This is a genomic window from Mesorhizobium sp. 113-3-9, from assembly GCF_016756515.1.
GTDB lineage: Bacteria > Pseudomonadota > Alphaproteobacteria > Rhizobiales > Rhizobiaceae > Mesorhizobium.
This window is the reverse complement of sequence record NZ_AP023246.1, coordinates 2,734,350-2,758,496: the sequence shown is the minus strand read 5'-3', so window position 1 is coordinate 2,758,496 and position 24,147 is coordinate 2,734,350. Positions and strand designations below refer to the sequence as shown.

At 58.7% G+C, this 24,147-nt stretch carries 24 protein-coding genes, 1 tRNA gene and 1 pseudogene; 9 read left to right on the top strand and 17 right to left on the bottom strand.

Going from position 1 to position 24,147, the window contains the following annotated elements; translation table 11 throughout:
* Positions 1-230: 230 nt before the first annotated feature.
* Both MesoLj_RS13385 and MesoLj_RS36255 read right to left on the bottom strand, forming a co-directional pair.
* The gene (locus MesoLj_RS13385; protein ID WP_202326288.1) at positions 231-938 is read right to left on the bottom strand and encodes an outer membrane protein; all 708 of its coding nucleotides are present in this window, start codon (positions 936-938) and stop codon (positions 231-233) included.
* A 1,329-nt stretch (positions 939-2,267) separates the two neighbouring features.
* A complete protein-coding gene (locus MesoLj_RS36255; RefSeq protein ID WP_244735372.1) occupies positions 2,268-2,465 on the bottom strand; it encodes a DUF1515 family protein in 198 nt (65 codons plus the stop codon).
* 198 nt (positions 2,466-2,663) lie between these two features.
* Here MesoLj_RS36255 and MesoLj_RS13375 point away from each other — a divergent pair, with 198 nt between their 5' ends.
* Both MesoLj_RS13375 and MesoLj_RS13370 read left to right on the top strand, forming a co-directional pair.
* Positions 2,664-2,966, top strand: coding sequence for a hypothetical protein (locus tag MesoLj_RS13375; protein ID WP_140774555.1), 303 nt, complete (start codon positions 2,664-2,666; stop codon positions 2,964-2,966).
* A 219-nt stretch (positions 2,967-3,185) separates the two neighbouring features.
* On the top strand, positions 3,186-3,575 hold the full coding sequence (locus MesoLj_RS13370) for a MucR family transcriptional regulator (protein WP_244735370.1): 390 nt from the start codon (positions 3,186-3,188) through the stop codon (positions 3,573-3,575).
* Positions 3,576-3,993: 418 nt separating this feature from the next.
* On the opposite strand, the gene MesoLj_RS36820 is transcribed toward MesoLj_RS13370, so the two are convergent.
* Both MesoLj_RS36820 and MesoLj_RS13365 read right to left on the bottom strand, forming a co-directional pair.
* The gene (locus MesoLj_RS36820; protein WP_446720306.1) at positions 3,994-4,104 is read right to left on the bottom strand and encodes a hypothetical protein; all 111 of its coding nucleotides are present in this window, start codon (positions 4,102-4,104) and stop codon (positions 3,994-3,996) included.
* Positions 4,105-4,586: 482 nt separating this feature from the next.
* Positions 4,587-4,823, bottom strand: coding sequence for a DUF6894 family protein (locus MesoLj_RS13365; RefSeq protein WP_140774556.1), 237 nt, complete (start codon positions 4,821-4,823; stop codon positions 4,587-4,589).
* A 134-nt stretch (positions 4,824-4,957) separates the two neighbouring features.
* On the opposite strand from MesoLj_RS13365, the gene MesoLj_RS13360 reads away from it, so the two are divergent.
* Together MesoLj_RS13360 and MesoLj_RS13355 are read left to right on the top strand one after the other, a co-directional pair.
* Positions 4,958-5,677 (top strand): Crp/Fnr family transcriptional regulator, encoded by a 720-nt coding sequence (locus MesoLj_RS13360; RefSeq protein ID WP_140774557.1) that lies wholly within the window; start codon positions 4,958-4,960, stop codon positions 5,675-5,677.
* A 162-nt stretch (positions 5,678-5,839) separates the two neighbouring features.
* Complete coding sequence (locus MesoLj_RS13355; RefSeq protein ID WP_202326287.1) at positions 5,840-6,343, top strand: YciE/YciF ferroxidase family protein; 504 nt, start codon at positions 5,840-5,842, stop codon at positions 6,341-6,343.
* 40 nt (positions 6,344-6,383) lie between these two features.
* Here the strand turns inward: MesoLj_RS13355 and MesoLj_RS13350 are convergent, their stop codons facing one another.
* From MesoLj_RS13350 to MesoLj_RS13340, 3 genes are read right to left on the bottom strand one after another with little or no spacing between them, the layout of a single operon-like run.
* On the bottom strand, positions 6,384-8,012 hold the full coding sequence (locus tag MesoLj_RS13350) for a hypothetical protein (RefSeq protein ID WP_202326286.1): 1,629 nt from the start codon (positions 8,010-8,012) through the stop codon (positions 6,384-6,386).
* Positions 8,012-9,139 (bottom strand): UDP-galactopyranose mutase, encoded by a 1,128-nt coding sequence (gene glf, locus MesoLj_RS13345; RefSeq protein WP_202326285.1) that lies wholly within the window; start codon positions 9,137-9,139, stop codon positions 8,012-8,014. Before glf ends, MesoLj_RS13350 begins: the two co-directional genes overlap by 1 nt.
* Positions 9,132-10,301 carry a glycosyltransferase family 1 protein gene (locus tag MesoLj_RS13340; RefSeq protein ID WP_202326284.1) on the bottom strand — a complete coding sequence of 390 codons (1,170 nt, stop codon included), beginning with the start codon at positions 10,299-10,301 and terminating at the stop codon, positions 9,132-9,134. Before MesoLj_RS13340 ends, glf begins: the two co-directional genes overlap by 8 nt.
* 179 nt (positions 10,302-10,480) lie before the next feature.
* Here MesoLj_RS13340 and MesoLj_RS13335 point away from each other — a divergent pair, with 179 nt between their 5' ends.
* Both MesoLj_RS13335 and MesoLj_RS13330 read left to right on the top strand, forming a co-directional pair.
* The gene (locus MesoLj_RS13335) at positions 10,481-11,305 is read left to right on the top strand and encodes an amidohydrolase family protein (RefSeq protein ID WP_202326283.1); all 825 of its coding nucleotides are present in this window, start codon (positions 10,481-10,483) and stop codon (positions 11,303-11,305) included.
* Entirely contained in the window at positions 11,305-12,501 is a 1,197-nt protein-coding gene (locus tag MesoLj_RS13330) for a glycosyltransferase family 4 protein (RefSeq protein WP_202326282.1), read from the top strand. The genes MesoLj_RS13335 and MesoLj_RS13330 overlap by 1 nt, the downstream gene beginning before the upstream one ends.
* Before the next feature lie 6 nt (positions 12,502-12,507).
* Here MesoLj_RS13330 and MesoLj_RS13325 read toward each other — a convergent pair whose 3' ends face one another.
* The 8 genes from MesoLj_RS13325 to MesoLj_RS13290 form a co-directional block, all read right to left on the bottom strand.
* A complete protein-coding gene (locus MesoLj_RS13325) occupies positions 12,508-13,206 on the bottom strand; it encodes a hypothetical protein (protein WP_202326281.1) in 699 nt (232 codons plus the stop codon).
* Positions 13,203-13,784, bottom strand: coding sequence for a cupin domain-containing protein (locus tag MesoLj_RS13320; RefSeq protein WP_244735368.1), 582 nt, complete (start codon positions 13,782-13,784; stop codon positions 13,203-13,205). Before MesoLj_RS13320 ends, MesoLj_RS13325 begins: the two co-directional genes overlap by 4 nt.
* A 456-nt stretch (positions 13,785-14,240) precedes the next feature.
* A complete protein-coding gene (gene katE, locus MesoLj_RS13315; protein WP_202326279.1) occupies positions 14,241-16,358 on the bottom strand; it encodes a catalase in 2,118 nt (705 codons plus the stop codon).
* A gap of 64 nt (positions 16,359-16,422) precedes the next feature.
* Positions 16,423-16,923 (bottom strand): DUF6894 family protein, encoded by a 501-nt coding sequence (locus MesoLj_RS13310; protein ID WP_202326278.1) that lies wholly within the window; start codon positions 16,921-16,923, stop codon positions 16,423-16,425.
* 275 nt (positions 16,924-17,198) lie between these two features.
* Positions 17,199-18,362: a DUF2252 family protein gene (locus tag MesoLj_RS13305; RefSeq protein WP_202326277.1), complete on the bottom strand. Its 1,164-nt coding sequence runs from the start codon at positions 18,360-18,362 to the stop codon at positions 17,199-17,201.
* A 230-nt stretch (positions 18,363-18,592) separates the two neighbouring features.
* The gene (locus tag MesoLj_RS13300) at positions 18,593-19,216 is read right to left on the bottom strand and encodes a diguanylate cyclase (RefSeq protein ID WP_202326276.1); all 624 of its coding nucleotides are present in this window, start codon (positions 19,214-19,216) and stop codon (positions 18,593-18,595) included.
* A 39-nt stretch (positions 19,217-19,255) separates the two neighbouring features.
* Positions 19,256-19,465 carry a hypothetical protein gene (locus MesoLj_RS13295; protein WP_202326275.1) on the bottom strand — a complete coding sequence of 70 codons (210 nt, stop codon included), beginning with the start codon at positions 19,463-19,465 and terminating at the stop codon, positions 19,256-19,258.
* 342 nt (positions 19,466-19,807) lie between these two features.
* A complete protein-coding gene (locus MesoLj_RS13290) occupies positions 19,808-20,962 on the bottom strand; it encodes a zinc-dependent alcohol dehydrogenase (RefSeq protein WP_202326274.1) in 1,155 nt (384 codons plus the stop codon).
* A 698-nt stretch (positions 20,963-21,660) separates the two neighbouring features.
* On the opposite strand from MesoLj_RS13290, the gene MesoLj_RS13285 reads away from it, so the two are divergent.
* Positions 21,661-21,909, top strand: a complete 249-nt coding sequence (locus tag MesoLj_RS13285; protein WP_140774580.1) for a hypothetical protein — start codon at positions 21,661-21,663, stop codon at positions 21,907-21,909.
* Between the two features lie 246 nt (positions 21,910-22,155).
* On the opposite strand, the gene MesoLj_RS36250 is transcribed toward MesoLj_RS13285, so the two are convergent.
* Complete coding sequence (locus tag MesoLj_RS36250; protein ID WP_244735366.1) at positions 22,156-22,296, bottom strand: hypothetical protein; 141 nt, start codon at positions 22,294-22,296, stop codon at positions 22,156-22,158.
* Between the two features lie 177 nt (positions 22,297-22,473).
* On the opposite strand from MesoLj_RS36250, the pseudogene MesoLj_RS36245 reads away from it, so the two are divergent.
* A pseudogene (locus MesoLj_RS36245) lies at positions 22,474-22,914 on the top strand (tyrosine-type recombinase/integrase); the annotation flags it as partial.
* 191 nt (positions 22,915-23,105) lie between these two features.
* Here MesoLj_RS36245 and MesoLj_RS13275 read toward each other — a convergent pair.
* Positions 23,106-23,181: transfer RNA gene (locus MesoLj_RS13275), tRNA-Ile, on the bottom strand.
* A gap of 134 nt (positions 23,182-23,315) precedes the next feature.
* Between MesoLj_RS13275 and MesoLj_RS13270 the strand changes: the two genes are divergently transcribed.
* Entirely contained in the window at positions 23,316-24,026 is a 711-nt protein-coding gene (locus tag MesoLj_RS13270; RefSeq protein ID WP_056578449.1) for an SIMPL domain-containing protein, read from the top strand.
* Positions 24,027-24,147 lie beyond the last annotated feature (121 nt).

The window sequence follows — 24,147 nt, the reverse complement described above, 5'->3', positions numbered from 1 at the left end:
TCGCACCCATCCCGCAGGGGCGCCAAGCCCCGTCAGCTTCCAGCGCGTCACCTCGGCCATCACTTCCTTGACGGTCGCCATGTCGTCGTTGAGCTTGGTGACAGCGTTGCGAGTGCCCCCCATATGCGATGGGCTATATCTTCACCACAGGCCGCTGGTCGGGATGCTTTTGCAACGCGCTTTGATGGGCAGCGGTCGTCCGCTGCCATGGCACTCAAACGGCGCTCGTTTCAGAACTTGTAACTGATACCAAACTTAACCGCCTGTGCTGTGAGGCTGCGGTCGAAGCCGGGAATTTCGCCTGAGGTGCCGATCTCTTGCATTGGCTTGGCAGCCGAACCAAAATCGTAATAGCTGTATTCAAACCGACCAGTGAGGTGTTTGGAAAATCCGTACTCGAAACCTGCGCCCACCGTCCATCCAACGCGATTGTCCGATCCCTTCACATAGAGTGCGCCTGGACTTGGTCCGTTTTCCTGGCCTCCGATGTAGTTGTCCATACCTACGAAGGCCACGCCGGTTGTCGCGTAGAGCAGAGCGCGATCAAGCGCTACACCTGCCCTCGCCGATACGTCTCCCGTCCATTTGATCTTGCTGGCACAGAGGGCCATGGCCTCTTCGCAGTTGGCGAGTCTATCGCCGGACTTATCGATATCTGCGAATAGGAATTCGCCCTCGACGCCCAAAACCCAGTTACCGACCTGGAAATTGTAACCACCGTAGATGCCGCCGAGCGAACCGTCTCCGTCAATGCTGCTGAATACGGTGACTGGAGGCGGTGCATCCCATTTGGGCTTACTCCAACCCTTGCCGGCCTGCACGCCGATATAAGCGCCGTTCCAGTCGTAAGTTACTGTCTCGGCAGCAAGAGCTTCGCCTGAAAGACCGCCGCACAAACCGCCCAATACGAAGCCTGAAAGGCGCTTCGACAATCGCATACAATACCCCCTAAATCCCGGCAGCAGCCTGCGGTACGGGAAATAAGAAGTCTAGGCCCTGCTTAATGAAATCGAAAGGTGCGACTGGCCGTTGCTCCATCCGGTGGCTGTCACCATCGAACTTGCCGACCAATGCCCCGATCATCATTTGGGTTTCACATCCCTGAAGCCTACATTCCCGTCATCAGGTGGCATCGTTGAGGAGACCTAAACATGAGCACGCGAACAGCCGCACAGTCGCGAGCTGCCTTATGCAGGAGGTGCAAAGATGCGGTTATCAATTAGGGCCGCCCGCAACCTTTTTTGGCGAAGTACGTTGAAATTCTGCTGATCGCTAAGGAAGGGCAGACCCATGGACAGAATCGGGAACCGCAGCAACGGGTTTGAGGCGTTCATGGTCTTCATCATCGGCTTTGCGGCTATCGGTGCCGGCATATCCTTTTACTTTACCGGAATGAGTTAATTTAACCTCCGGACAACTCACCTAGTCGCCATCTAATGGAAAGCCCGCCATCGCGGGGGCGGGTGACGGGCTTTTATTTCTACTCGGTCGAGGGGGCAGCCGAGCACGAACAAAACTTCTCCGCTCGCAATTGGTTCCAAAAAAACCCGCGCCTGGGAGGCGGCGGGTCAGTTTGGGGAACGCCATTCGGAGGAAGGAACGGCGCGGAGCAACAACATTCACGCTCGTACTGCGGTTCCATCTGGCGTCGCGCGATCTGCAAACTGGACCAAAAAAGCCCGCCACCTTTCGGCAGCGGGCAGACGTCATCACGCAGTAGTGGGCTTACCTCGACTTGGGGAAGAGGCGAGTCCTGCCAAGGCTTGGTGGAAACTTGGCGGGCAATCGCTCTCGGACTGCCGTCACGGAAACTTGCAGCCGCATATCAGGTTCCGCTGATGGAACAAAAAAGGCCCGCTATCCCTTGGAGGAGATCAGCGGGCAAGTTCAAGAAGTGCGCTGGGATCATCCAGCAGCGGTCAAAACGAGCGGCAGCGGGGTTGGTTGCGAGAATATTGGTCCGGCAGGCGGCCGGCTTTAAGCAGTGCCGTCACGCGTTGGAAAGCGATTGGTATGGCCCCTTTGCTTCGTATTTTGGAATACGCCGTGCTCATCGCTATCATTGCGTTCGCGCTATGGGTCTTTACTAAAATCGGGGAGACCGTAATGATCTGATTTCTGCACTTTGGTCACGATGGTGGCTGCGCCAGCCAGGATAGTGGGAACGGGTGGCAACACCTATTCCAGAGTTTCGAACGTGAGCCAGATGCCTTCGCCTTCGCCGAGATCTGCGTTTGCGTCTGGGATTGCAAGTTCTGACGCCCCGACTAGCCGCCTCGCAGATATCGGTCCAATAGGCCGTGAGGAGTGACGCCAAGCGCCGCCGCCGCCATGCCGGTAATGCCCAAGGCGCCGAGCCCCATCAGCATCCATCGGGTCACTTCAGCAGTCACTTCCTTGACGCTGGTCAGGTCTGCATTGAGCTTGCTGACCGCGCTTTCGGCGGCGATGACGCGCTCCGCCAACTCGTCGGTATCTGGTACATTTTCGCCCGTCTGGCGGCAGCGCGCTGCTCTGATTGTTCGTAGCGGAGCGCGGCGCGGGATCGCTGTCCTTGATGCAGCTTAGCTGGCACCGGGTTGTTGACACCTGCCCTATGAACGGCGTACGTCGCAGGTCGCACCCCACGTCCAGGGCGCGCTGTTACCCGTTGAGGTGCCAAAATGGACGACAATTATACCAATGCCCGTGAACACTTCTTCGTTGCGATCCGGGCGCTAGCAGCCTCCACAGATAGCATTCAGGCCAGGCTGATTGAGGCGAACGAAAACATTCTGAACGTCACGATCGATGAATTCGACGGCGACCGCGAACTCAAAATAAAATTTGCAAAATTGCTGGATCTCCTGGCGATCGATCAGGATGATTTGGAGACGGTCGCTGTCGAAAACGCGGCCCACATGACGGACTTCGAAGCTGTGAAAGTCGCCGATCTGATCTGCGATTTCTACTATGAGATTACCTAGTTTCGGCGGGTGGCTAGCCACCTCGTAGACCCCACCAGATACGCGCAGAACATGCTGTCACTAGGGGACGTAACCGCAGCCGCAACCATGCGCCTACGGTCCAATCCCAGGAACTCCAGCGGGGTCATAACCTGGATCACGCCTGCCATGACTACTCTCGCCCGGAACCTCGTCGCGCGTTGGACGTTGCAGCAAATCTCATTGTCAGGGATATGTCAGATGGTAATGTTCCGCGATCCGATGCACCGCCATACGGCCGAAGACGGAAAGCTGTCGATCGACGAGAAGCTGTCGGTGCTTATTCCTGCCATCCATCACCTCGATCGGCGCCGGCACAGCACCGCGTCGATCTTGTCCGCCAGCTCCTCGATACTGTCATGGATCGTTGCCTGGTTCCTGTTCAAATCACTGAAAAGGCATCTCGCGGTGCGCTACGGAGCCAGTCCGGACGGATACCGCGAGAAATGGGGATTGAAGCCGGATTACCCGATGATCGCACCGACCTACGCGGCTCAAAGATCAACGCTCGCTAAAGCTGCGGGGCTCGGACGCAAACCGCAGCCCATCTTCGCCAACAACGGTTCTGCAAACCGCAGGCCGAAGGCCTAATGGCGACAAACCTCTGAGGCGCCTGACCGCGGACGTTCTGTTGTCGACCGGGCGCCGTCGGCGTACCGGCCGCACGCTATCTTGTGCTTGGGATCCTCGGCGAGCTTTGCTATCGACTGAGCTCCTCCGATAGCGAAAAAGCGCTTCTTCAATAGTTGGTTTCACGAGGTGGCGGTCTCCCGCTCGGACGCCCACATAATAGCTTCGATCAAAGTCACAACACTGCGGATCCAAACCGTCAATTTTTCATCAGCGCCCAAAATACAACGACGGTCAGAAAGCAGAAGTTCGAAAAAGCTAACCTCGGTAGGCGCCGTAAAAGAACAGAAGTTAATTATATAACTAAATTATGCAAACCATCAAATAGTTGCATTATTATAATATATGTTATGCCAAATCATCATTATAATTTAGATTTTCAAGACCATGCTGAAAAATTCAGCGATAATACTACTTCGCCGGCGTGATCGGTAACATCCATTTGCCATTCTACGCCAGGTTCCAGAGACCCATTCAGATCGCGGATCATATGGTCGCTCGTCTGCGTGGCTTGATCCATGCCATGGCGGCATCAATGACGGTCGAGTACCTCAGCCATACGAGACAATGGTTCAGGGTCGGCGACAAACGGCATCCGTGTCCCCCCGAATTAAAACGGGAGGGTTCCAGTGATGGCGAGCCCTGACAACATCATGCGTTACGAAGAGAGGATTTGATGTCGGGAACTACACACGGATCCTAAAGTTTCTCTTCAGACGACGGAGCGGGACGATGAAGAATCCCAAGTGGAACGCCACCGTACTAGGTCCATGCGGCAACTTACCCCGGGGCCAAGCATGCAAAGAAGCGTTGGTGCCCCACGTCGTGCGTCTCCGTGAACTGGCCCTTCAGTCTGGGTGGACGCCGACCGAGATTGGCATGGGACTTCTAGCAGTAGCGGCGGAGCAGTTGAAGGAATTGGGGTACGGGGAAACGATCAACTAGACCGGGCTGTCCCATCCATAGCCCCACTCAACCAATCCATCGAGAAGTCAAAACCAGAGAACCCTCGAAGATTAGCGAGCCGGCTGAACTTCGCATCCGGACGACGAGTTTGGCAAACGCCTGATCGCTAATTTCGTCGCGGGCGACATCACAAAGGATCCGCATCGCCTCGGCTCGTGCAACCTCTGCGGACATGAAGAGTTGGCCCTCCTGGTCGAGAACCGCTCCTTCGTTGTTGTATACGTCGAAAAAATAGCGGTTCATCGCGGGCGTGCCTTGTCGAGTCCTCAATCTCCGGCTTCACACGCAGTTCCTCTCGTCTGGCTTTTTAGTATCAGTTAGGCCAAAGTCGACATCCTCGTGCGGTTCGCAACCACCGCAGGCGGCTTAGAGGAACCATGCTTGAGCCCTTGTTTTTGCAGCTTGAACAACACGATGTTGTTCTAGAGGCCGAGAGGGCCATCTTGGCCGAAACCGTAGTGGTGGGGCGAGATTTCAAGGTTGGGCAAGACTTGGTCTCGGCTGGTTCGAGGCCGACCTTCAGCACATTGCTGCTGGACGGGATTGCGGCCCGATATAAGGTCTTGGAGGACGGCGGCCGGCAGTTTACCGCCCTGCAGGTCCCCGGCGATTTTGTTGACCTTCACGCCTTCCTGCTGAAGACCATGGATCACGGGATTGTTGCCTTGACACCATGCCGCGTCGCCGTCGCAGAGCACGCGAGGTTGCGAAGGATCACGGAAACGGCACCCCACCTGACCCGTCTCCTCTGGCTCGATACACTCGTTGACGGTGCCATCCACCGGGAATGGATTGTAGCGATGGGAAGAAGGTCGAAAACCGCACATCTCGCGCACCTGATCTGTGAATTGTTCGTGCGCCTGGAGGTCGTGAAAAGAACACAGGGGCGTAGCTTCCGCCTTCCCCTGACCCAAGCTGAACTCGCAGATGTCTTGGGGCTGTCCGTCGTCCATATGAACAGGATTGTCGGAGAACTCCGCAAGATCGGTGTCGTCAGTTGGGTTGACCATATCCTCACCATCATCGATTGGGATCGGCTGCGCGAAATCGCGGAATTTGATCCCACCTATCTCAGCATGGTCCGCGAGCCGCGATAGCCCGCCGAAGTCGACGAAAGCTGGCGGGACGCGGGAACGCGAGGAAAATGATCGTGACCGGAACCGCTCCCCACACGCGACGTTGCCTTCACACCACCGAATAACCGATGGAGCATATGGGCTGAACAGGCCTAATGCGCAATTTCTCGAAAGGACCTACCGATGGGCTTGTTTTCAAAAGACATCCAGACGCTCAATGACCTGTTCCTGCACACCCTGCAGGACATCTACTATGCCGAACAGCAGATCGAAAAAAACCTGCCGACTATGGCTGAGAAAGCCACGGCTCCAGATCTTAAGGCCGGATTTGAAGAGCACCTCGAGCAGACCAGGGGTCATATTGCCAAGCTTGAACAGGTCTTCGAGCTGATCGGCGAGTCGGTCAAGGGTGTGGATTGCCCGGCAATCGATGGCATCCTTGAAGAGGCCGATGACGTCAGCGGCGATGTCGATGACAAGCAGGTCCTCGACGCTGCCCTGATAGCTTCGGCGCAGGCTGTCGAGCACTATGAGATGACGCGTTACGGCACGCTCATCGCGTGGGCGAAGCAGCTCGGCAACGAGGAGGCGGCTACGCTCCTGGCCGAAACCTTGGAAGAGGAGCGGGAAACCGACCAGAAGTTGACTCAGCTGGCGGAAAGCAGTGTCAACCAGCAGGCCGCATAGAACGCAAAACGGGGCCGCGACAGTATCGAGGCCCCGTTGGCTATTCTCGGCGGGAACCTACGGCGGCGTTTTCGGCGAGTTCGATAATCCTGTACTGATTGTTGGCGAACGCCTCCACCAATCGGAACTGGCCAACGAGCCCATCGACCACGAGATCGAGGAAAGCGTTGCAGGCGGCCATCCGGTCAACCTCACCGTAAGTATGAAACCCGAAGGTCGCGCCATCGCTATAGCGGGCGTGCAAGAGAGGCGCGGACCCGGCTCCCACTGAGATTTCGACCCAGGCTGCTCGCTCCCCTACCCGTTCGTGCGCTGCCTGCGCAGCAAGGCGCCTGCGATTGCAGCATTCCGAGAGGGTGGATAGCCAGCGGCCAAATCCGCGAATTTGAATTGTGGGCGCGGCGGCCCCGGTCCCGAGCGGCGTACGCCACCAGCCGGTCTGCGCAAGAACCGGATGGTCGTACGGTTGCCCACGCGCAAGCGCGGCAATGGCATTTGCAATGACCGTCCGACGTGGCGGTTCTGCGCGGGCGTCGAACACGCCGCACTCGTAGTAGCCATCCGATCGACTCATCATCGAGTTCCAGTCAAAAGCGCCGAACAGCGACCAGGCTGTCACAGCCCGAATGTCTGCGCCCGCGCGATTGCATTCCTCAGCCGCGCGCCAGCCCTCAAGGAACCAACGAAGTTGCTCTTCGCGCGTGCAGCCATTGTGCAGTTCGCCGACCACAAGAGGAATCCGATAACGGTTCCAGACCTCGTTAAGCCTGGGCCGCAGGCCCAGTTCGTCAGCAGGAACGTCGCCGCGGAACGCCGCAATATCGACATACGGCTCAACTCCGTTGCCACCAACTGGCTCGCCGGCATACCGTTCGACACGGTGGTCGAGGTAGCGGTCGCTGGTTAGATAATAATCGAGGCCGACGAGGTCTGGAGCACATGGTACCGCGCTGAGTTCAGCCAGGTCGTTCGGCTCAACACCCGCCGCGAGAAAACGGTCGTAAAAAGCGTGGGTTTCATCGATACGTCCGCAGAGCAAATCCAACGACAGCCAGCGTCGCTCGTTTTCATAATCAGCCTGATACTGGAGCGACGGCGTTGCGAATATCTTTCCAACATCTTCAGTCTGAAGCAATCGGGCCTGCGGGGTCACGCGCCGGACGGCCACCATTGCTTTGGCAATTGCCCTGCATTGCGCAACCAACAGCCGAAAGCAGGTCGCCTCGTCGGTGCCGTGAGGTTGCCAGAGGCCGTAAATTCCCGAAAGCCGTGCTGTCGCGAGCGGCTCGTTGACAGGGGTAAAGACCGTAAGCCATGGGTAGCGGAGTGCCAGGCGACCCGCGAAATCGGCGAGACAGTCGGTGAAATCTGGTGCCAGTATGTGCGTCCAACTGGGGCCGCTTCCATGATGCAGCAGACCGACCAGAGGCAAGATGCCCAAGGTTCGCAATCGGCCTAACCGTTCGTCCAGCCAGTGCCAATGGTGCTGTCCACTGATGGCTTCGACTTTCTCCCACAATGCCGGGTAGCGCAGCGTACGAATCCCCAGCGCGGCGATACGATCGAGATCATCCACGCGATCGGCATGACCGGTTTCAGCAACCTGGTCGCGGACCGTGTCACCGATCCTGACAAAGCTGCATTCGATACCACCCCAGACATCAACCATCAGGGCCCCGCGGCCCGGCGTTCGAGGGTGTCCTCCGCGTGGGCTTTTTGAATGCGCGCGAACGTGGCCAAGGCCTGTCCGACCACCTGGTCCATGTTGTAGTACCGGTAAGTCGCCAACCGGCCTACAAAAAGCGTTTCGCTGCGCGATGCCAGCGCCTCGTATTGCTTGTACAGCGCCTCATTCTCGGGCCGCGGAACGGGGTAATAGGGATCGCCCTTGTCGGTCGGGTATTCGTAGGTCAGGCTGGTCTTTGGATGGTGTTGCCCGGTCAGATGCTTGTATTCCGTGATCCGAGTGAACGCCTCGGTCTGGGGATAGTTGACGACTGCCACCGGCTGGAACTGGGGCCGGTCAAGCGTGACATGCTCGAAGCGCAGGGACCGATAGGGAAGCTTTCCGAGCCCGAAATCGAAGAATTCATCAATAGGACCGGTATAGATCAGACGGCGATGCGGGATGACGTCGCGGATTTCCCGATAGTCGGTCTGCAGTATTACCTTGATTTTGGGATTCGCCAGCATCCGCTCGAACATGCGTGTGTAGCCGCCGGCAGGCATACTCTGGAAGCTATCACTGAAATACCGGTCATCGCGATCGGTCCGCGTCGGGACCCGTGCCGTCACCGACTTGCTAAGCTGCGAGGGATCAACGCCCCATTGCTTGCGGGTGTAGCCTCGGAAAAACTTTTCATAGAGTTCTCGCCCTACGGTGCCGACTACGACGTCCTCGGCCGTGCGCACCTCCGCGATATTCTCGCGCCGCGCGGCGAGGAACGCCTCCATCTCCGACGAGGTGAGATCCAGCCCATAGAGCCGATTGATCGTATCCAAATTGATCGGAATGGGTACCAGCTGGCTGTCGACGTTGGCGAGGACGCGGTGCTCGTAGGGTCGCCAGTCGGTGAATTGAGACAAATAGGCGACGATAGACGCTGCATTGGTGTGGAAAATGTGCGGGCCGTACCGGTGCACGAGAATGCCGGCCTCATCATACCAGTCAAAGGCATTACCCCCGATATGGCTTCGGCGATCCACCAGCAGGACGGTGTCACCCCGCTGGCTCGCCAGACGCTCCGCCAACACACTCCCGGCAAAGCCGGCTCCGACGATCAGCCAATCAAACATAGCCGACCACCGCGCCGGCCGGCGCCTGCGTTGTGATCGTTGCCGTCTCAACAAGGTCCGCCATCGCGTTCCACGTCGAATCCCATGATGAGCGGGCCAGGAACGCATCGGCGGCAGCGAGCCCCCCTCCCCTCGTGCCTATTGCGGATCGCAGGGCGCTGCTCATTGAATCGGCGTCCGCGATGCGTACCAGCCCGCGCCGACCATAACTCTGGACCACGTCCACGATTGCCGTGGATATAACTGGCAGGCCTCCGGCGAGAAATTCAGGTGTCTTCGTGGGGCTGATGAACCTTGTAGCCTCATTCAGCGCGAAAGGCATCCAGCCGACGTCCCAGCCCGCCATATAGGAAGGCAGTTCCGCGTAGCGCTTTGGGCCAAGCCAGTGGAGGTTGGGCCGGCGTGGCAGTGAGGCGGGATCAATCTTGACCACGGGCCCGATCGTGATGAACTGCACGTCGGGCATCGCCTCGGCCGTCCGCGCCACGAGATCAATGTCGAAGCGCTCGTCGATGACACCCATGAATCCCACGCGGGGCCGTGCGATTGCCTGTTGGTCAGCCGGATCAGGCTGCGGACGCCGCGCCTTTTGAAAATGCGTGGTATCGATGCTGCTCGGAAAAGCGTGTACCGACGGATGTTGGCTACGTTTGGCCTGATAGAGACTATTGCCTCCCGTAAATACGACGTCAGCTCTCTCGAAAAGGTCATGCTCAAGTTTGGTCAGCTCTGCCGGCGCGTTCTTGAATGCTGAAAGCTCATCCATGCAATCGTAGACACAGACATCTTCTTCCAGGCCGGCGCTGAACTTAAGGGCCATCGGTGTGTAGTACCAGGTCACGAGGTGGTCGTGATCGATCCCGGCGACCAGGTCCTCCAAAAGGTCGGTTAGGGTCTGATCGGTCGCTGAAGACGGGTATCCGATCGGCAACATCGGTGTAACGACATCGAGGTTGGACGCAACTGAGCGCCTACGGAGAACAGGCACAGCCACGGGCTCGAACAGCGGCTCCTCGAAAAACACCACGCGGCACGTAGCCGCTGCGCGCGTCATGAGATGTTGCGGGCGTTGAAAGACGAAGTCCCACCGCAGGTGCGAAAGACAGAGGAGTAGAGGGGTGTGGCGCGACAATAGTAAAGGGTTGGATACAGTCTGATCCATTGCACTCATCCGCATTGAGGGTGGGGTGGTCTTCTTGGCAGGAAGCTCCGTCCAGGTGTCCGGTTCCAACCCGACAGTCATTTTTCGGTTTGTTAGCCGGTGAGTCCCGGGACGATGCGATTTCACGCTTCGGCGGGAACGACCTTGGTCGACGCAAGTTGAGCGGGCGGAGAGCGCCCATGATCATTGATGCCCACTTGCACACGTCCGGCCAGGAGACGACCGACGGCGTGCTCCAGTCCTTGGATGAAGCAGGCGTTGATATCGCCTTTCTGCTCGCCCCGTTCCTTACTGCCCCCTATTCGCTGAACGACAGAGCGTCGTTGCGGGCCGGCAATCGGTATCTTTCCGAATTGGTCAAGCACCAACCTGACCGCCTTGTGGGATTTGCGGTCGTCAATCCCCTGCACCCGCAAGCGGCGGGGGATATCGAGGAAGCCGCAGGCCTCCCAGGAATCCGGGCCCTGAAGATGGTGCCGACCGGGTGGTACCCCTATGATGACTGCGCTCACCGTGTTTATGAAGTGGCTGCCAGGCTTGAGCTGCCGATCCTCTTCCACAGTGGGATCTTCATCGACGGGCGTTCGGGCCGCTATTGCCGCCCATCCTTTTATGAAGCCGTGCGCGACCACCCAGGCCTTCGCGTCACCTTGGCCCACTTGGGATGGCCGTGGTGCGACGAAGCCAATGCTGTCGGGGTGATTGACCGCATCAACGGCGTTGCACCTGCTGAAAGCCAGTTCCGGTTCGACCTGTCGTTTGGGCCGCCCCCGATCTACCGGGCGGAGGTCTTTCGCAAGGCTTTGGATGTCATCGGGCCACGATCTCTGCAATTCGGCAGCGACCGGTTTTTACCCTGTCCCGGGGCTCATATTCGGAGTGCCGTGGATGAGGTGACCGAGCTCCTCGACGAGCTTGGTGTGACACATAATGACCGGGAAGCGATCATGGGCGGGACGGCCGCCGACTGGCTGAGACTTCCCGAAGCAAAGGAAATTGCTTGATGGGACGGACCCCACGTGTGCTCAGCGGCGGGCAGCCTGATGAGCGTCTCCACATCCTTGAGGTGCTCGGCAACGCGATTGTGGGCGGTATGGAAAGCTATGTGCGCAACCTTGCCGCCAACCTGTCGGCCGATGAGTTTAAGGTTTCACTTGTCTGTCCCTTTGAAAGCGCGCTGACCGATAGTCTGCGCGCAGCCGGCCGCGACGTTTACATCGCGCCATTGCGCGATGATCCGCCGTGGAGATCGATCGAGCTCATCTGTACACTGGTGCGGGAGACCGGGGTGGATCTGATCCACGCCCATCTCATGAACGCACACACTGTTGCGGCAATCGCCGGCAGGCTGAGCGGTACCCCCGTGGTGGCGACCCTTCACGGCATGAGCCTCCAGCCTCAGGAAATCAGCGTCGCACGCACGACGGGAAGTCACACCATTGTGGTGTGCCGCGAAGCCTGGTCACAAGCGCTAGCTGTCGGGCTGCCCTTCGACTCGGTCAGTCTGGTTCCCAACGGGATCGACCTCAGCGTGTATCATCCCCTCTCGGCCGAGCCTACGGAATTTCGCCAGTCGATTGGTGTGGGTCCTACCGACAGGCTTGTGGGATTTGTCGGCAGGCTCGCGTGGGAAAAGGGTCCCGACAAGTTCATCAAAGCCGCGGAATTCGTTCTTCAACAGCGGCCCGAAGTCCATTTTGCTGTCATAGGCACCGGGTCGATGGAACGAAATCTTCTGACCTTTGTGCGCCAGCATGGACTTGGCTCGCGCATCCATATGGTCGGCTTGGCGCGTGATCCGAGCCGTATCTATCCGGCACTCGATTTGCTTCTCCATACGTCGCGCGCCGATGCCATGCCCCTGACCATTCTGGAAGCCATGGCGTCGGGCGTGCCGGTGGTGGCGATCGGGGTTGGCGGTATCCCTGAAATCGTTGCGGCCGGCGAGACAGGCATCCTCGTTGGCACGGCTGAATGGCCGGGGATCGTGTCCGAATATCCCGGCGACTGGGAGGGGGTCGCACACGCCGCACTCGCCCTCCTTGATCAACCCGACCGGTTGCGGGCCATGGCCGAAGCGAGCGTTAAGCGCGCGCAGAGCCATTACGATATCCGCCAGTCTGCAGTGCTTACCGCCCAGATTTTTCGGCAACTCGTTCGCACCCGCCAGGACAAGGCCCGTCTGCATTCGGTGCCATGACCGCGCCTAGACGACTAAAGCCTTTACGGCCCGAATCCCAGTAATCACGGGATAGAGTGGATCGACGATGTCCAATTTCGCGGGGTCCAATTCTTCAAAGGCAAGACCTTGCAAAAATGCCGTCGCCGCCAGCACATTGCCGTACTGAAACACCTGGACGTTCGAGGCCTCGAACTGCTCGGCGAATAGGCGCCGGGCTGCCGACTGGGTCATCGCCCAGAACCACTTCTCTGGGCCGTCATAGGCATCAATCGACGTGATCCCGGGTACCGTGGCAAGCACCGTCCCACCGGGAGCCAACGAACGGTGGATCGTGCCTAGAGCCCCGCGCAGGTCGTAAATCATATGCAGCGTCTGCGTGACAATCAGACAGTCAAAGCCACATCCCGCCAGAGAATCTTCTGCTTGAAGATCGACCCTGAGAGTTGCATGCGGATTGGAACTCCCGGGAGCATCGATAATGTCGGAGCGTGTCACCTTGTCCGCGCCGAAACGCCGGGTATAGGCGTTGTCGCCGATCTCTGCGACGTGGCCCTTAATATCGGCGGAGAACTGATCCAGAAAGGCTTTAATGTAATACCGGTCAACCGGCGTGCCGCGGTCACCGCCAAACGCCCGGCTGATCGGCTCGACCTCATCTAAATCGCCCCAGCGCACCGTGCCCGGCGTCGGGAGGGCGCGATGACCGGCTGGCGCGGCACTCATGGCCGCCATAGCTCTATGAGTGGTCCCTTGGACCCGAACACCGGATCGGTTTCGGCAGGAGGCAAAGCGGAGATGGACCTTACGGCCGCCGCATGCCGTTCAACCGTGGTGCATTCGTCATAAGTGCCAAAGGGCGGATACGCGCCGACCACCAGAAAATCGTCCGACGCAGCACGACATTGATGACCGGTCCCAGCGGGCAAGACCGCAACGTCCCCGGCCTTGAGGAAGATTGTGCGCCCTTTTTTGCCACCAAACCGCACGCTGGCTTTACCCCGTACCACACCGAGAACCTCGTGAATACGCGAATGGTAATGGACATAGGGATAAATGCCGTTCCGCCAGCTGTCGCCCCATCCGTTGGTTTCAAACACGGCTTCCATTACGGCAACCGGACCAAGGGATTTCGACAGCTTTACGGGGGTGCGATAGATCAGCAGCGGCCATGCCGGGTGATTGGGGATGAGTCCGTCATCGTCGAAGCGCATTGTGTTGGCTTTGCGGGGCCTCACGAAAGCGGTCACATCGCCGGGCGTTCCCCCGCTTAGTCGCTCCTCGAGAGCTTTGACAGCCTGCACCGTTCTCCTCCCCTTCCCGAGTTTAGTTGATTTGGGGACGCTGCTTGCTGTGTTGAATCGCATCCCCGTCTTCGTCTCCCGAGATCACCCGAGGTCAACACTAGAAGCCCCGTTGTTGGCGCCGCCCTTATGCTCCTTTTCTGATTGCCCTCGAGCATCCGACTCGGCGGACGGTTGGGAGGGAGGTTTTCGATTAGGCATGATCCAAACTCCGTTTGAAGCCAGAACTTAGCGTCGGCGGCAAGGTTCCGTGGGACAGCAACGATGGTGGCCGCCGCTGTCCGATTTCTCCGCCGCGAGCCGGAACCGCCCATGACACGAGAAGTTGGACAAGGAGTCTGCACCAAGCGGGCACAATCACCAACACGGAGATCCTAAATGGCCGCCACAGAGCCGGCCGCAAAAAAATGTGCACCGGATTCCAGTGCACATTCTCGCTGGGCGGCGGGACGAAATCTAGAGCTTCACAGCCGCTTCTCTCGCCCACAAGCGGAGCTTGCGACAAGCCTCGACGAACGCCGCGGCCGCCGCTTTATCAGTGAGAGGGATCAACCCCTCGTCCGCCCCCGGTTCGACGCCGGCCTTGGCGAGAAGCGGCACCGCGCCCGGCGTAAAGGCGATGAACTTGCAATGGGCGAAAGCATCCGCAACGAAATCGCGCGCGGCAGCCTCACCCTTCAAAAGTTCGGCGCCTTCTTCTGTCAGCAGCAGAGCCACCGCATCGAACAGGACTGATGGTCCACCGTCGATCATATGGTGCGCCGGGATTTTGTCGCCATTAGCGGCCGTGGCGCCGCCGACCTTTAAGGCAACGACCTCCATTGTGGCGCCCTCGGCTTCGATGGCCGCCCGCAAAGCTTTGAACAGACCCGCGTCGATGCCATTGCTGACAAGCACGCCGACCTTGCGGCCTTCGAAACTTTCAGGCCCGTTTTTAATGATGCTCAAGGCCGGCGATGGATCGAGGTCCTTGCGCGGCGCGACGGCAGCATCCGCCGGCTCAGGCAGGTCGGCAATGCCGAGCTTGTCGGCGACCGTCGTGGCCAGTTCCTCATCGATGTTCAAGAGATGGGCGATCATCCGCTCGCGGATGACAGGTGTCTCAACCTTGCTCAACTCGAACGTCAGGGCCATAGCGATATGACGTTGTTCGGTCGCGGTCTGGCTTTGGAAAAACTGGGTCGCCTGGCTGTAGTGATCGGCAAAGCTCTCCGGCCGCAGCCTGACTTTTTGACCGTCCTCGGCGTCGGCAAACGAACGGAACCCGCGCTCCGGTGACTCCCGCGGTCCTGCCCCGAACGAATTGGGCTCGTAATTTGCACGTCCTGTCGGGTTGTGCATGGCCATGTGGCCGTCCTGCTGAAAATGATGAAATGGACACTTCGGGGCATTGATTGGCAAATGAGTAAAATTCGGGCTGCCGAGGCGCTTCAGCTGGGTGTCAAGGTAGGAGAAATTGCGCCCCTGCAACAACGGATCGTTGCTGAAGTCGATGCCGGGCGGGACGTTCTGGGTCATGAACGCCACCTGTTCGGTCTCTGCGAAGAAATTATCAGGCATGCGATCGAGCACCAGGCGGCCGACCGGGATCGGCGGCAGAGCTTCTTCCGGTATGAGCTTAGTCGCATCGAGCACATCGAAATCGAAGCTGTCTGCAAACTCCTGGTCGAAGAGCTGCACGTTCAACTCCCACTCCGGGAAATTTCCTGCTTTTATGGCGTTCCACAGATCGCGGCGATGGAAGTCGGGATCGGCGCCGTTGATCTTGACCGCCTCGTTCCAGACCACCGACTGCATGCCGAGCTTAGGCTTCCAGATGAACTTGACGAAGGTCGACTCGTCATTGGCGTTCACCAGGCGAAACGTGTGGACGCCGAACCCTTGCATGAACCGGAACGAACGTGGGATGGCGCGGTCGGACATGACCCACATCACCATGTGCATGGATTCCGGCGTTAAGCTGATGAAATCCCAGAAGGTGTCATGTGCTGACTGCGCTTGTGGGAAGGCGCGATCCGGCTCGGGCTTGACGGAGTGGATGACGTCCGGGAACTTGATAGCGTCTTGGATAAAAAACACCGGGATGTTGTTGCCCACCAGGTCCCAGTTGCCTTCCTTGGTGTAGAGCTTCACCGCAAAGCCGCGCACATCCCGCGCCAGGTCGAACGAACCCTTGCTGCCGGCGACGGTCGAGAAGCGCACAAACGCCGGTGTCTTCTCGCCGGCGCGCTGAAAGATATCGGCCCGGGTATACTTGGCCAAGGACTCATAGGTCTCAAAAAACCCGTGTGCACCATAGCCGCGGGCGTGGACGACCCGTTCGGGAATGCGTTCGTGGTCGAAGTGGAAGATCTTCTCGCGGAAATGAAAATCTTCGATAAGGGTGGGACCACGCGCACCGATTTTGAGTGTGTTCTGGTCGTCCGCGACAGGGCTGCCTTGGGCGGTAGTCAGGACCTCGGTCTTGCCCTCGGCGACTTGGTGAAGCTCGCCCCCCTCGCCGCGCGACAGGCTCTGATCATGGATGGATACAACGGCCGCATTGCCTTCTCTGCTCGATGGTTTACGCGCCACGGCGTCCTCCTTTGGGTTTGTTGACTGAAAACCAGCTGGCGCAGGCCAGTCCCGGTCAAAGTGACTAGAGAGGCGAGGGAGTAGACTCGCTGTTGTCGGCAGTGTCCGCCTCATGCGTCTTCCGGATATCTTCGTACTCAACGGTGGCAACGATGTCGCCCTTTGCATCCCGTGCCCGCACGGCCCAGCCCACCGGTGCATGGCCGCGCGAAAGTGCGTCCTGCCACAGATCGTCTGCGGAACGCCGACATTCTTCGAGAACGGCGTCCAGCGTTGGAAACGTGAGGCCGGCAAGGTCGCGCACTTGTCCGTTATCCCGATACTCAAGCGTATAGGACGCATCGCGGACGGGTTCCGGCCGATCGGCGGTGTGACCAGTCTCAGGATTTTCGAAGCCCGCCGCGTGCAAGAGTAACACCTTCGCCTTGGCAATGAGTTGCGCGTCTTCAAGCGACGCCTCAAACGCGAGTGACACCGAAATTGCCTCGCCGCCCTCCCCCAGAAAACGCACTGTCGGAAAGGGCCCGTTGTCGACGATCGTCTCTAAAATCTGCATCGTTTGCATCCCCGCCGCAGCCGGTTATGAGCGGTCTTTGACATAGGCACTTGGCTGGCGGCCGCCTTTAGGAGCCTTGGCATCCTTGGAATGCTCGGAAAGGGCGGGCCCGGCACCAGAGACCTTCTCGGTGGCAGCCGACGGCGTCGTGGGCTTTGGTGGAGACGTGGCCTTGGAGGCCTGGGCATTCTTGTCCGATGATATCATGGCGCTATCTCCCATCTCAGGGAGGAACTAGCGATATGCGCGGAGGTTCCAGCGGTTTGGCGTTTCGCGAAAAACCGCTACTTCGCAAGCGCGAACCGTCGGCAATGCTCAAGATAAGCAAGCTCGTGACTTGCAAGCAGGTCGACTACGCTCGCCCATAGCCAGCTGGGCGCATCGGCTTTGGCGTTCGCCGAGCGACGCAAGTCCTTGGTCCAGCTCTGCCAGACAGCGTCTGTCATCTGCTGACGATGCGACAAGCCTAGGATCGCCCCCAGGTGGTGTGCGATCGTCTGCGTCTGTTTCCCGGTAAGACTATTGATTTCGAGCTTCATGTCCTGTGGCGAAATGGCTCTGACAAAGACCGGTTTCCCTTCGAGTTGGCCGCATGCCATGCGGTCGCCGAGATTCGGCGAGATGGCCTTTGCACCAGCGATTACACGCTCCGCATGGTTTTTGGGCATGGGGACCTGCGGCGCTGCTGGAGCGGTCGCTACCGTAGCTTCCTTGACGTCGAGCAGCGCCATGCGATGGTGTTTGCCGCGCAAGAGCGCCGCGAACCGTAGATGCCCCAAAGAGCTGCATCCTTTGATCCAGAAAGCCGCGTCTAGGACCTTCCAGCTGGCCTTCCCGTGTTGCGCCGCCTCGGGTGCGAGCGCTAACATATCGAGACTGTGACAGAACGACAGAACTTGGCCCCTCTCCGCGCGGTGCAGCGGCCAGAACCGGCGATTTCGCGGCAACGCTCCGTGGCTGCCCTCGAACCGCTCAGTCGCGAGGTTATGCCAACGACGCCGAACGGCGCGTTTGAGTAGCTTTTTCAAGTCGTCCGATCGGCCCGTCGCCGAAGGGACGGCACGCGCCTCGACATAGCCGGCGAGAAGGTTGTCGAGCATGCGCGCCGTGGTCACGCCGGGCAAATCGGAACTTCGGATGGCAGAAGCCAGCGATAGGCCTAGGCGCACCAGGTCGTGCGCCGGGTTTCCGATGACGGTCTGGTCGAAATCCCTGATCTGAATTGCAACGTCACCGTCGAGGTTAGCCAGTGCTCCCAGGTTACCGAGATGGCAGTCGCCGCAAATCCATATCGCAGGGCCTTGCGGCAATCCTTCATCATGCTTGTCAAGCCATTCGTAGAATAGCGACGTGCTGCCGCGCACGAACGCATGCTGCGACTCGGCCATCTTGCGATTGCGCACACGTTCCAGATACCTTGGCCGATCGGCAAAGTTCATGACTGCCATTTCTGGCCCCGCCGCTGTATAAGGGCCCAGACATGCCAAAGGACGCCAAGAAGACGGGATTTTGACGGTTCCACAACCGGGTTGTTCTTTACGTTGTTCATTGCGTCCTCCGCTGCAGCAATACCTCGCAGGACTGACCAAATGGTCCTTAGGCTCAACGACACGTCACTGCACTTGCAAATGATGCAGCCCGCCCCCGCAGCCAGCGGTCCAACATCCCTACCGGGTGCTCAACCGGGCGCGTTTGGCATTATCGGTGGGGTTGTCTGGCAAGGCTCTGCCCTTCGCGCTTTGTCAGGCACTAGTCTGCCGCCATTTGCCCGGTAACCACGGATAAATTCCTCAATGTAAGGAAGCAATTCGAACAGCAAGATGACGACCAACATTGTTACGATGTAAGCCACGGGAAGTGGCTCCGATTTCCATACAAGAGCGAATTTTGCCGGCTCTGATCCCATGCCGAAGAGCGCCAGGAACTGGCTCCAGTGCAGGGAAACGACGATAACAATCCCCATGAGCGGTATCATCTCAAGGAAGCTGTGAACATGTTGCTCGAGTGGCGTCACGGTCCTGGCGGTGGTCGCGTAGCTCGCGTCCCACATGGCAGTGGCTTTGTGGACAATGAAGGCGACGAGCATGGCAGAGATGATCAACGCATTGATGTCGAGGAACATGCCGGCAAGCAATGGAATGCGAACCTCCACGAACATCAGGAGATAGATTAGGGACTCCTTCGGTCCTGTCGTCGTCTCGATATGGGAAGCGCGGTGACACAGCCAGTCGGCAAACCCTGCGATCAGCCAGAGGGGAAGGATAAAGTACATCAAAATCAGAACGGTTGGATCAGATAGCATTCATATTCCTGCGGTTTGCATGCTGCAGTCCAACATTTGTCAATTCTGCGATGTCGCCCCATTGGCAACCCGGGCAAGCAAATTCTTCACTGCCTCGACAATATCCGGCGTTCCTGTCGGCTTAGAGACGAACGTGCCCGAACGGAAAACACCATCCGCGTCATTCGCAACAAAGGCTGAATGCACTATGAAAGGCACGCCGTCTGCCAAGAGCTTTTTCGCGGCTGCTGTGCACTCGCCATCGCTCAATCGAACATCTAGAATCGCAACATCTGGTCGTATCTGAGCGAGAAATACTGACGCGCCGGCGCAAGATAGAGCGACCGTCACAGCATACCCGGCGCCTTTGAGCTCGGACCAAGGTCCATGCCGATCATCGCTTCGTCCCCGAGGATAAGCACGTGCGGTGTTGCCATTGCCTCACGTCGCACGCAGCTCTGGGCAAGTCAACGAAAGAGCCCGCCATCTTGGCGGTGATGGCGGGCTCTTCTGGCCCGGAATGCGAGAAAAGACCGACCGAACTAGATGACTCAATGCGCGCTAGTCGCAATTGTTCCGACGTAGGCCTTCGAGCGGCCAAGGACTCGTGGGCTAAGGCTTGATGACCACTTTGATGCAACCGTCCTTTTTATCGCGGAACGTCTTATAGGCTTGAGGCCCTTCTTCTAGGCCAATGCGATGCGTGATCAGAAACGACGGATCAATTTGGCCATTCTCGACCAGCTTCATCAAGGGCTCGAGATAGCGTTGGACGTGCGTCTGCCCGGTCTTCATCGTCAGGCCTTTGCCGACGAATATACCCATCGGCACGGTCACGCTGCCGACGAAGACGCCGGGAAGCGAGACGGTACCGCCGGGCCGGCATGCCATTAGCGCCTGCTGCAGCGCGTAAGGCCGCTCCATGGCCGTAAGATCGGTCTGCAAGGTCTCGATAACGCCGCCAGGGCCATGGCTTTCCATCCCGACCGCCTCGATCACGGAGTCTGGGCCGTTGCCGTCAGTCATATCCAGGATGCGCTTCTGCAGGTCGTTGTCATCATATCTGAGCGTCTCAGCGCCAGACCCCTGTGCCAGAGCGAGCCGCTCAGGAACGACATCGAGTGCAATAACACGCCCGGCACCGAGAAGAAACGAAGACTTGATGGCGAATTGGCCGACAGGACCGCAGCCGAAAACCAGGACTGTATCGCCGGCTTGAATGTTGCAATTCTCCGCTGCCTGGTATCCGGTTGGGAAGATGTCGGACAGGAACAGCACCTGCTCGTCTGTTAAGCCGTCCGGCACCGCGATCGGTCCGACGTCGGCGTAGGGCACGCGCAGGAACTCAGCCTGACCACCGGAGAAACCGCCATACATATGGGAGTAACCAAAGAGGCCTGCGGTCGGGTAGCCCATCTGCTTTGCTTGCTTGGCACCGGCAGGGTTCGACCGCTCGCAAAGCGAGAAAAGCTGCCATTTGCACATCCTGCATTCGCCACAAGCGATCGTGAACGGCACTACGACGCGGTCGCCAATCTTGAATTTAGAATGCGCCTTGCCGAGCTCGACCACCTCGCCCATCGTCTCATGACCGAGCACATCATGCGTATGCATTTCCGGTACAAACCCGCCCATCAGATGCAGGTCCGAGCCGCAGATCGCGCACGCCGTAACCTTGATAATGATATCGCGATCGTCTTCGATTGTAGGATCTTTGACTTGTTCGCAGCGTATGTCGCCCTTGCCGTGCCACGTTAGTGCTTTCATCCGAATTCTCCATGGGTTGTGGCGGGCTAACCTACCTCATGGCGAAACGTTCCTGAGCCAGTCGGATTTAGAAATAATCCGGGCAATGGGACTTTACTTAAACAAGATTCCAAAACCCCTTTCGTGTTTGCCCTACTTAAGTCACCGTTGGGTATGGGAAACGACCGATAACCGTACGTCGCCGTAGGTGGCGCGCGATTCGCGGTCCGAGAATGGCTTCGTGTACGGAAACCGTGCGCGGAATTCTATTGTGCGGACAACGCTCAGCAAGCCAAACCTCATATGACGTTGATTCATCCTCGGCGGTATTCGTCCGGCGCCTTACTGGGCCATGCCGGCAATCCCAAGCTGCGATATCTAGTCGAATTTTTGTCTAAAGCCGATATTCGAATTACTACCGTAAGCGCATTTAGTTCGGCCTGAGACGCGACCTAATAAGTTCGAAAAAGAAAGGAGGCAGAACTAGCTGTTAGGCGGCATGCCGACGATAGCGAGAGAGTGCCTCTTCAATAGCGGGTATTGCGAGGTAGCGGTCTCCCGACATGAACCCTAAACGCACACAACCGTCCTATTTATACGCTGTGACCACAATTTACCGTAGGGCTTGATCGGCGCCTTCCCGGCAGAGGTTGAGACAATCTAGATCCTGATCTCTGACAGTCCGTGCACCAAAGCGGACTCAGGCCGGCGGCGAGATCATGAAAAGCGACCCTATCTCCTATCCTCCTCGCGGCCTCTCACGCGAAGAAGCCGCCCGATATGTGGGCGTGGGCATAACCAAATTCGACCAGATGGTTGCTGACCGGCGCATGCCGAAGCCGAAGAAAGTTGACGGCCGCGTGATTTGGGATCGCCTCAAACTCGAAGCGGCGTTTGCCGAACTACCTGGAGACGATGACGAGAATATCGTCGACTTTCTGTTGCAAGGGAATCATCGCAAGGAATAGACTCATTCTGCCATGACCGACAAATATCCTGGCCTATCCTCCTACACCGATCGCCATGGAAAACTTCGCTGGCGCTATCGGACGAAAGAGCGCGTAGTCAGTCTGCCAGCGCCCAATCAACCCGGATTCAAGGAGGCGTACCAGGCGGCGGTCGAGGGCCGGAAAGTTTCCAAGGCTCCCGTCGTCCGTATGCCTGGAGCCGCCCTGCCCGGCACATTTGGAGCGGCCTTTCAACGGTTAAAGATCTCAGTCAAGTGGCTGGCGCTGGACGAAGCCACCAAGCGCAAGAACACGCGGCTGATCGAAGAATTTCTGAAACTGCGGGTGGTCGGAGATCACCCGCTCATCTGGCGCGACGTAGCGGTTAAGAATCTCAGACGTATCCATGTCGAAGAGCTGCTTGGCCGCTTCATTGCCACACCTCACAAAGCTAAGCACCTGTTGGTGGGCATACGTAAGCTGGTCTATGTCGCGCTAAGGCAAGACTGGATCGAAATCGATCCCACAGCGGCGGTCGAGTGGCGGCCTGCATATGCCGGTTGGAAAGCCTGGTCGCGCGAAGCGATGGCGCAATTCGAAAACCGTTGGCCGCTGGGCACGGCGGCGCGCACTTGTTATGGTTTGGCACTTTGGCTCGGCAACCGGCGCGGCGACGTCGCGGGCCTGCGCTGGGACCAGAGGGTCACCCGCCGCGTCTTCATCGACGGTGTCGAGCGTCACTTCGACGGGTTTGATATCGTTCAGGCCAAGAACAAGGGACGAACAGGTGGCAAACGGCTTTTTGTGCCAATCACGCCGATGCTGTCTGAGATCCTGGATGCGGCCGACAGGCGCGGCGAGACTGTCCTGGTCAACGGTTACGGCGACCCATTCTCCGCCAAGTCGCTGACTGGAATGATGGCGCACTGGTGCAAGCTTGCGGGCCTGCCGAAGGGCCTGACCCTCCATGGCTTAAGGAAGTCTCTTGGTGTTTATCTGGCGGAGGCCGAAGCCTCGACCCGGCAGCTCATGGACGTTCTCGGTCACGACGATATCGATCATGCCGAGCTCTATTCGCGCGAGGCATCGCAGGTTCGGCTGGCGGTCCAGGGGATGGATCGAGTCGTACGCCTCGTGACGCGCAGGCCGATGCTTGGCGAACCTATTGGCGAACCTCGTGGCGAACCACCCCATACAGCATTGATAAATAACGATAATGGTGGGCCCGGAGGGACTCGAACCCCCAACCAAGCGGTTATGAGCCGCCGGCTCTAACCATTGAGCTACAGGCCCCACGCCGGCTGGATTAATGTTTTTCGCATCGCGGCACAAGGCTTTCGCGACGGGCTTTCGCTGATCGCCCAAATCAACCCATAATCGCGCTCTACGCGACGCTTGCGACCTGATCGCATACCACGGAGATTTTCATGACCAGACATCTTTTGCCCCTCGCGCTCGCCGCTGCAATCGCTTTTCCGGCGATGGCTGGAGCCGCCGATTCGCCGACGCCCGCCCGCATCATCGTATCGGGCGAAGGCGAAGCGACCACGCCTCCCGACCTGGCGTTGCTGTCGCTCAGCGTCATGCGCGAGGCCAAGACGGCGCGCGCGGCGCTCGATGCCAACAACGACGCCATGGCCGCGGTGATCGCGGCGATGAAGGCGGCCGGCATCAAGGATCGCGACCTGCAGACCGCCGGCATCCAGATCAATCCGCGCTACAACTTCACCAACAAGCCCGACGGCAGCCAGGAGGCCGAGCTCGTCGCCTACCAGGTCACCAACACGCTGGCGGTTCGCGTGCGCGACATCGACAAGACGGGCGAGATCCTCGACAAGGCTGTGTCTCTCGGCGTCAACCAGGGCGGCGGCATCTCCTTCACCAACGACAATCCTGATGCCACCATCACCGAAGCCCGCAAGAAGGCGGTTGCCAACGCCATCGCCAAGGCCAAGACGCTGGCCGAGGCCGCCGGTGTCAGCATCGGCCGGGTGCTGGAAATCTCCGATCAGAACATCGCTCCGGCGCCGATGGCGATCAACGCCAAGGCATTCGACGCGGCCCGGTCGGCGGTGCCGACCCAGGCCGGCGAAAACGCCTACAATGTCCAGGTGACCGTCACCTTCGAACTGAAATAACGGCCGGCTGAAGCAACGATCATCCGTCGCCGGCGGTGCCGGGGACGGATGACCTGCAGTCGATACGATGCAAGTAAAAACCCCGCGGGATCGCTCCCGCGGGGTTTTTCGAGCCGCGCCC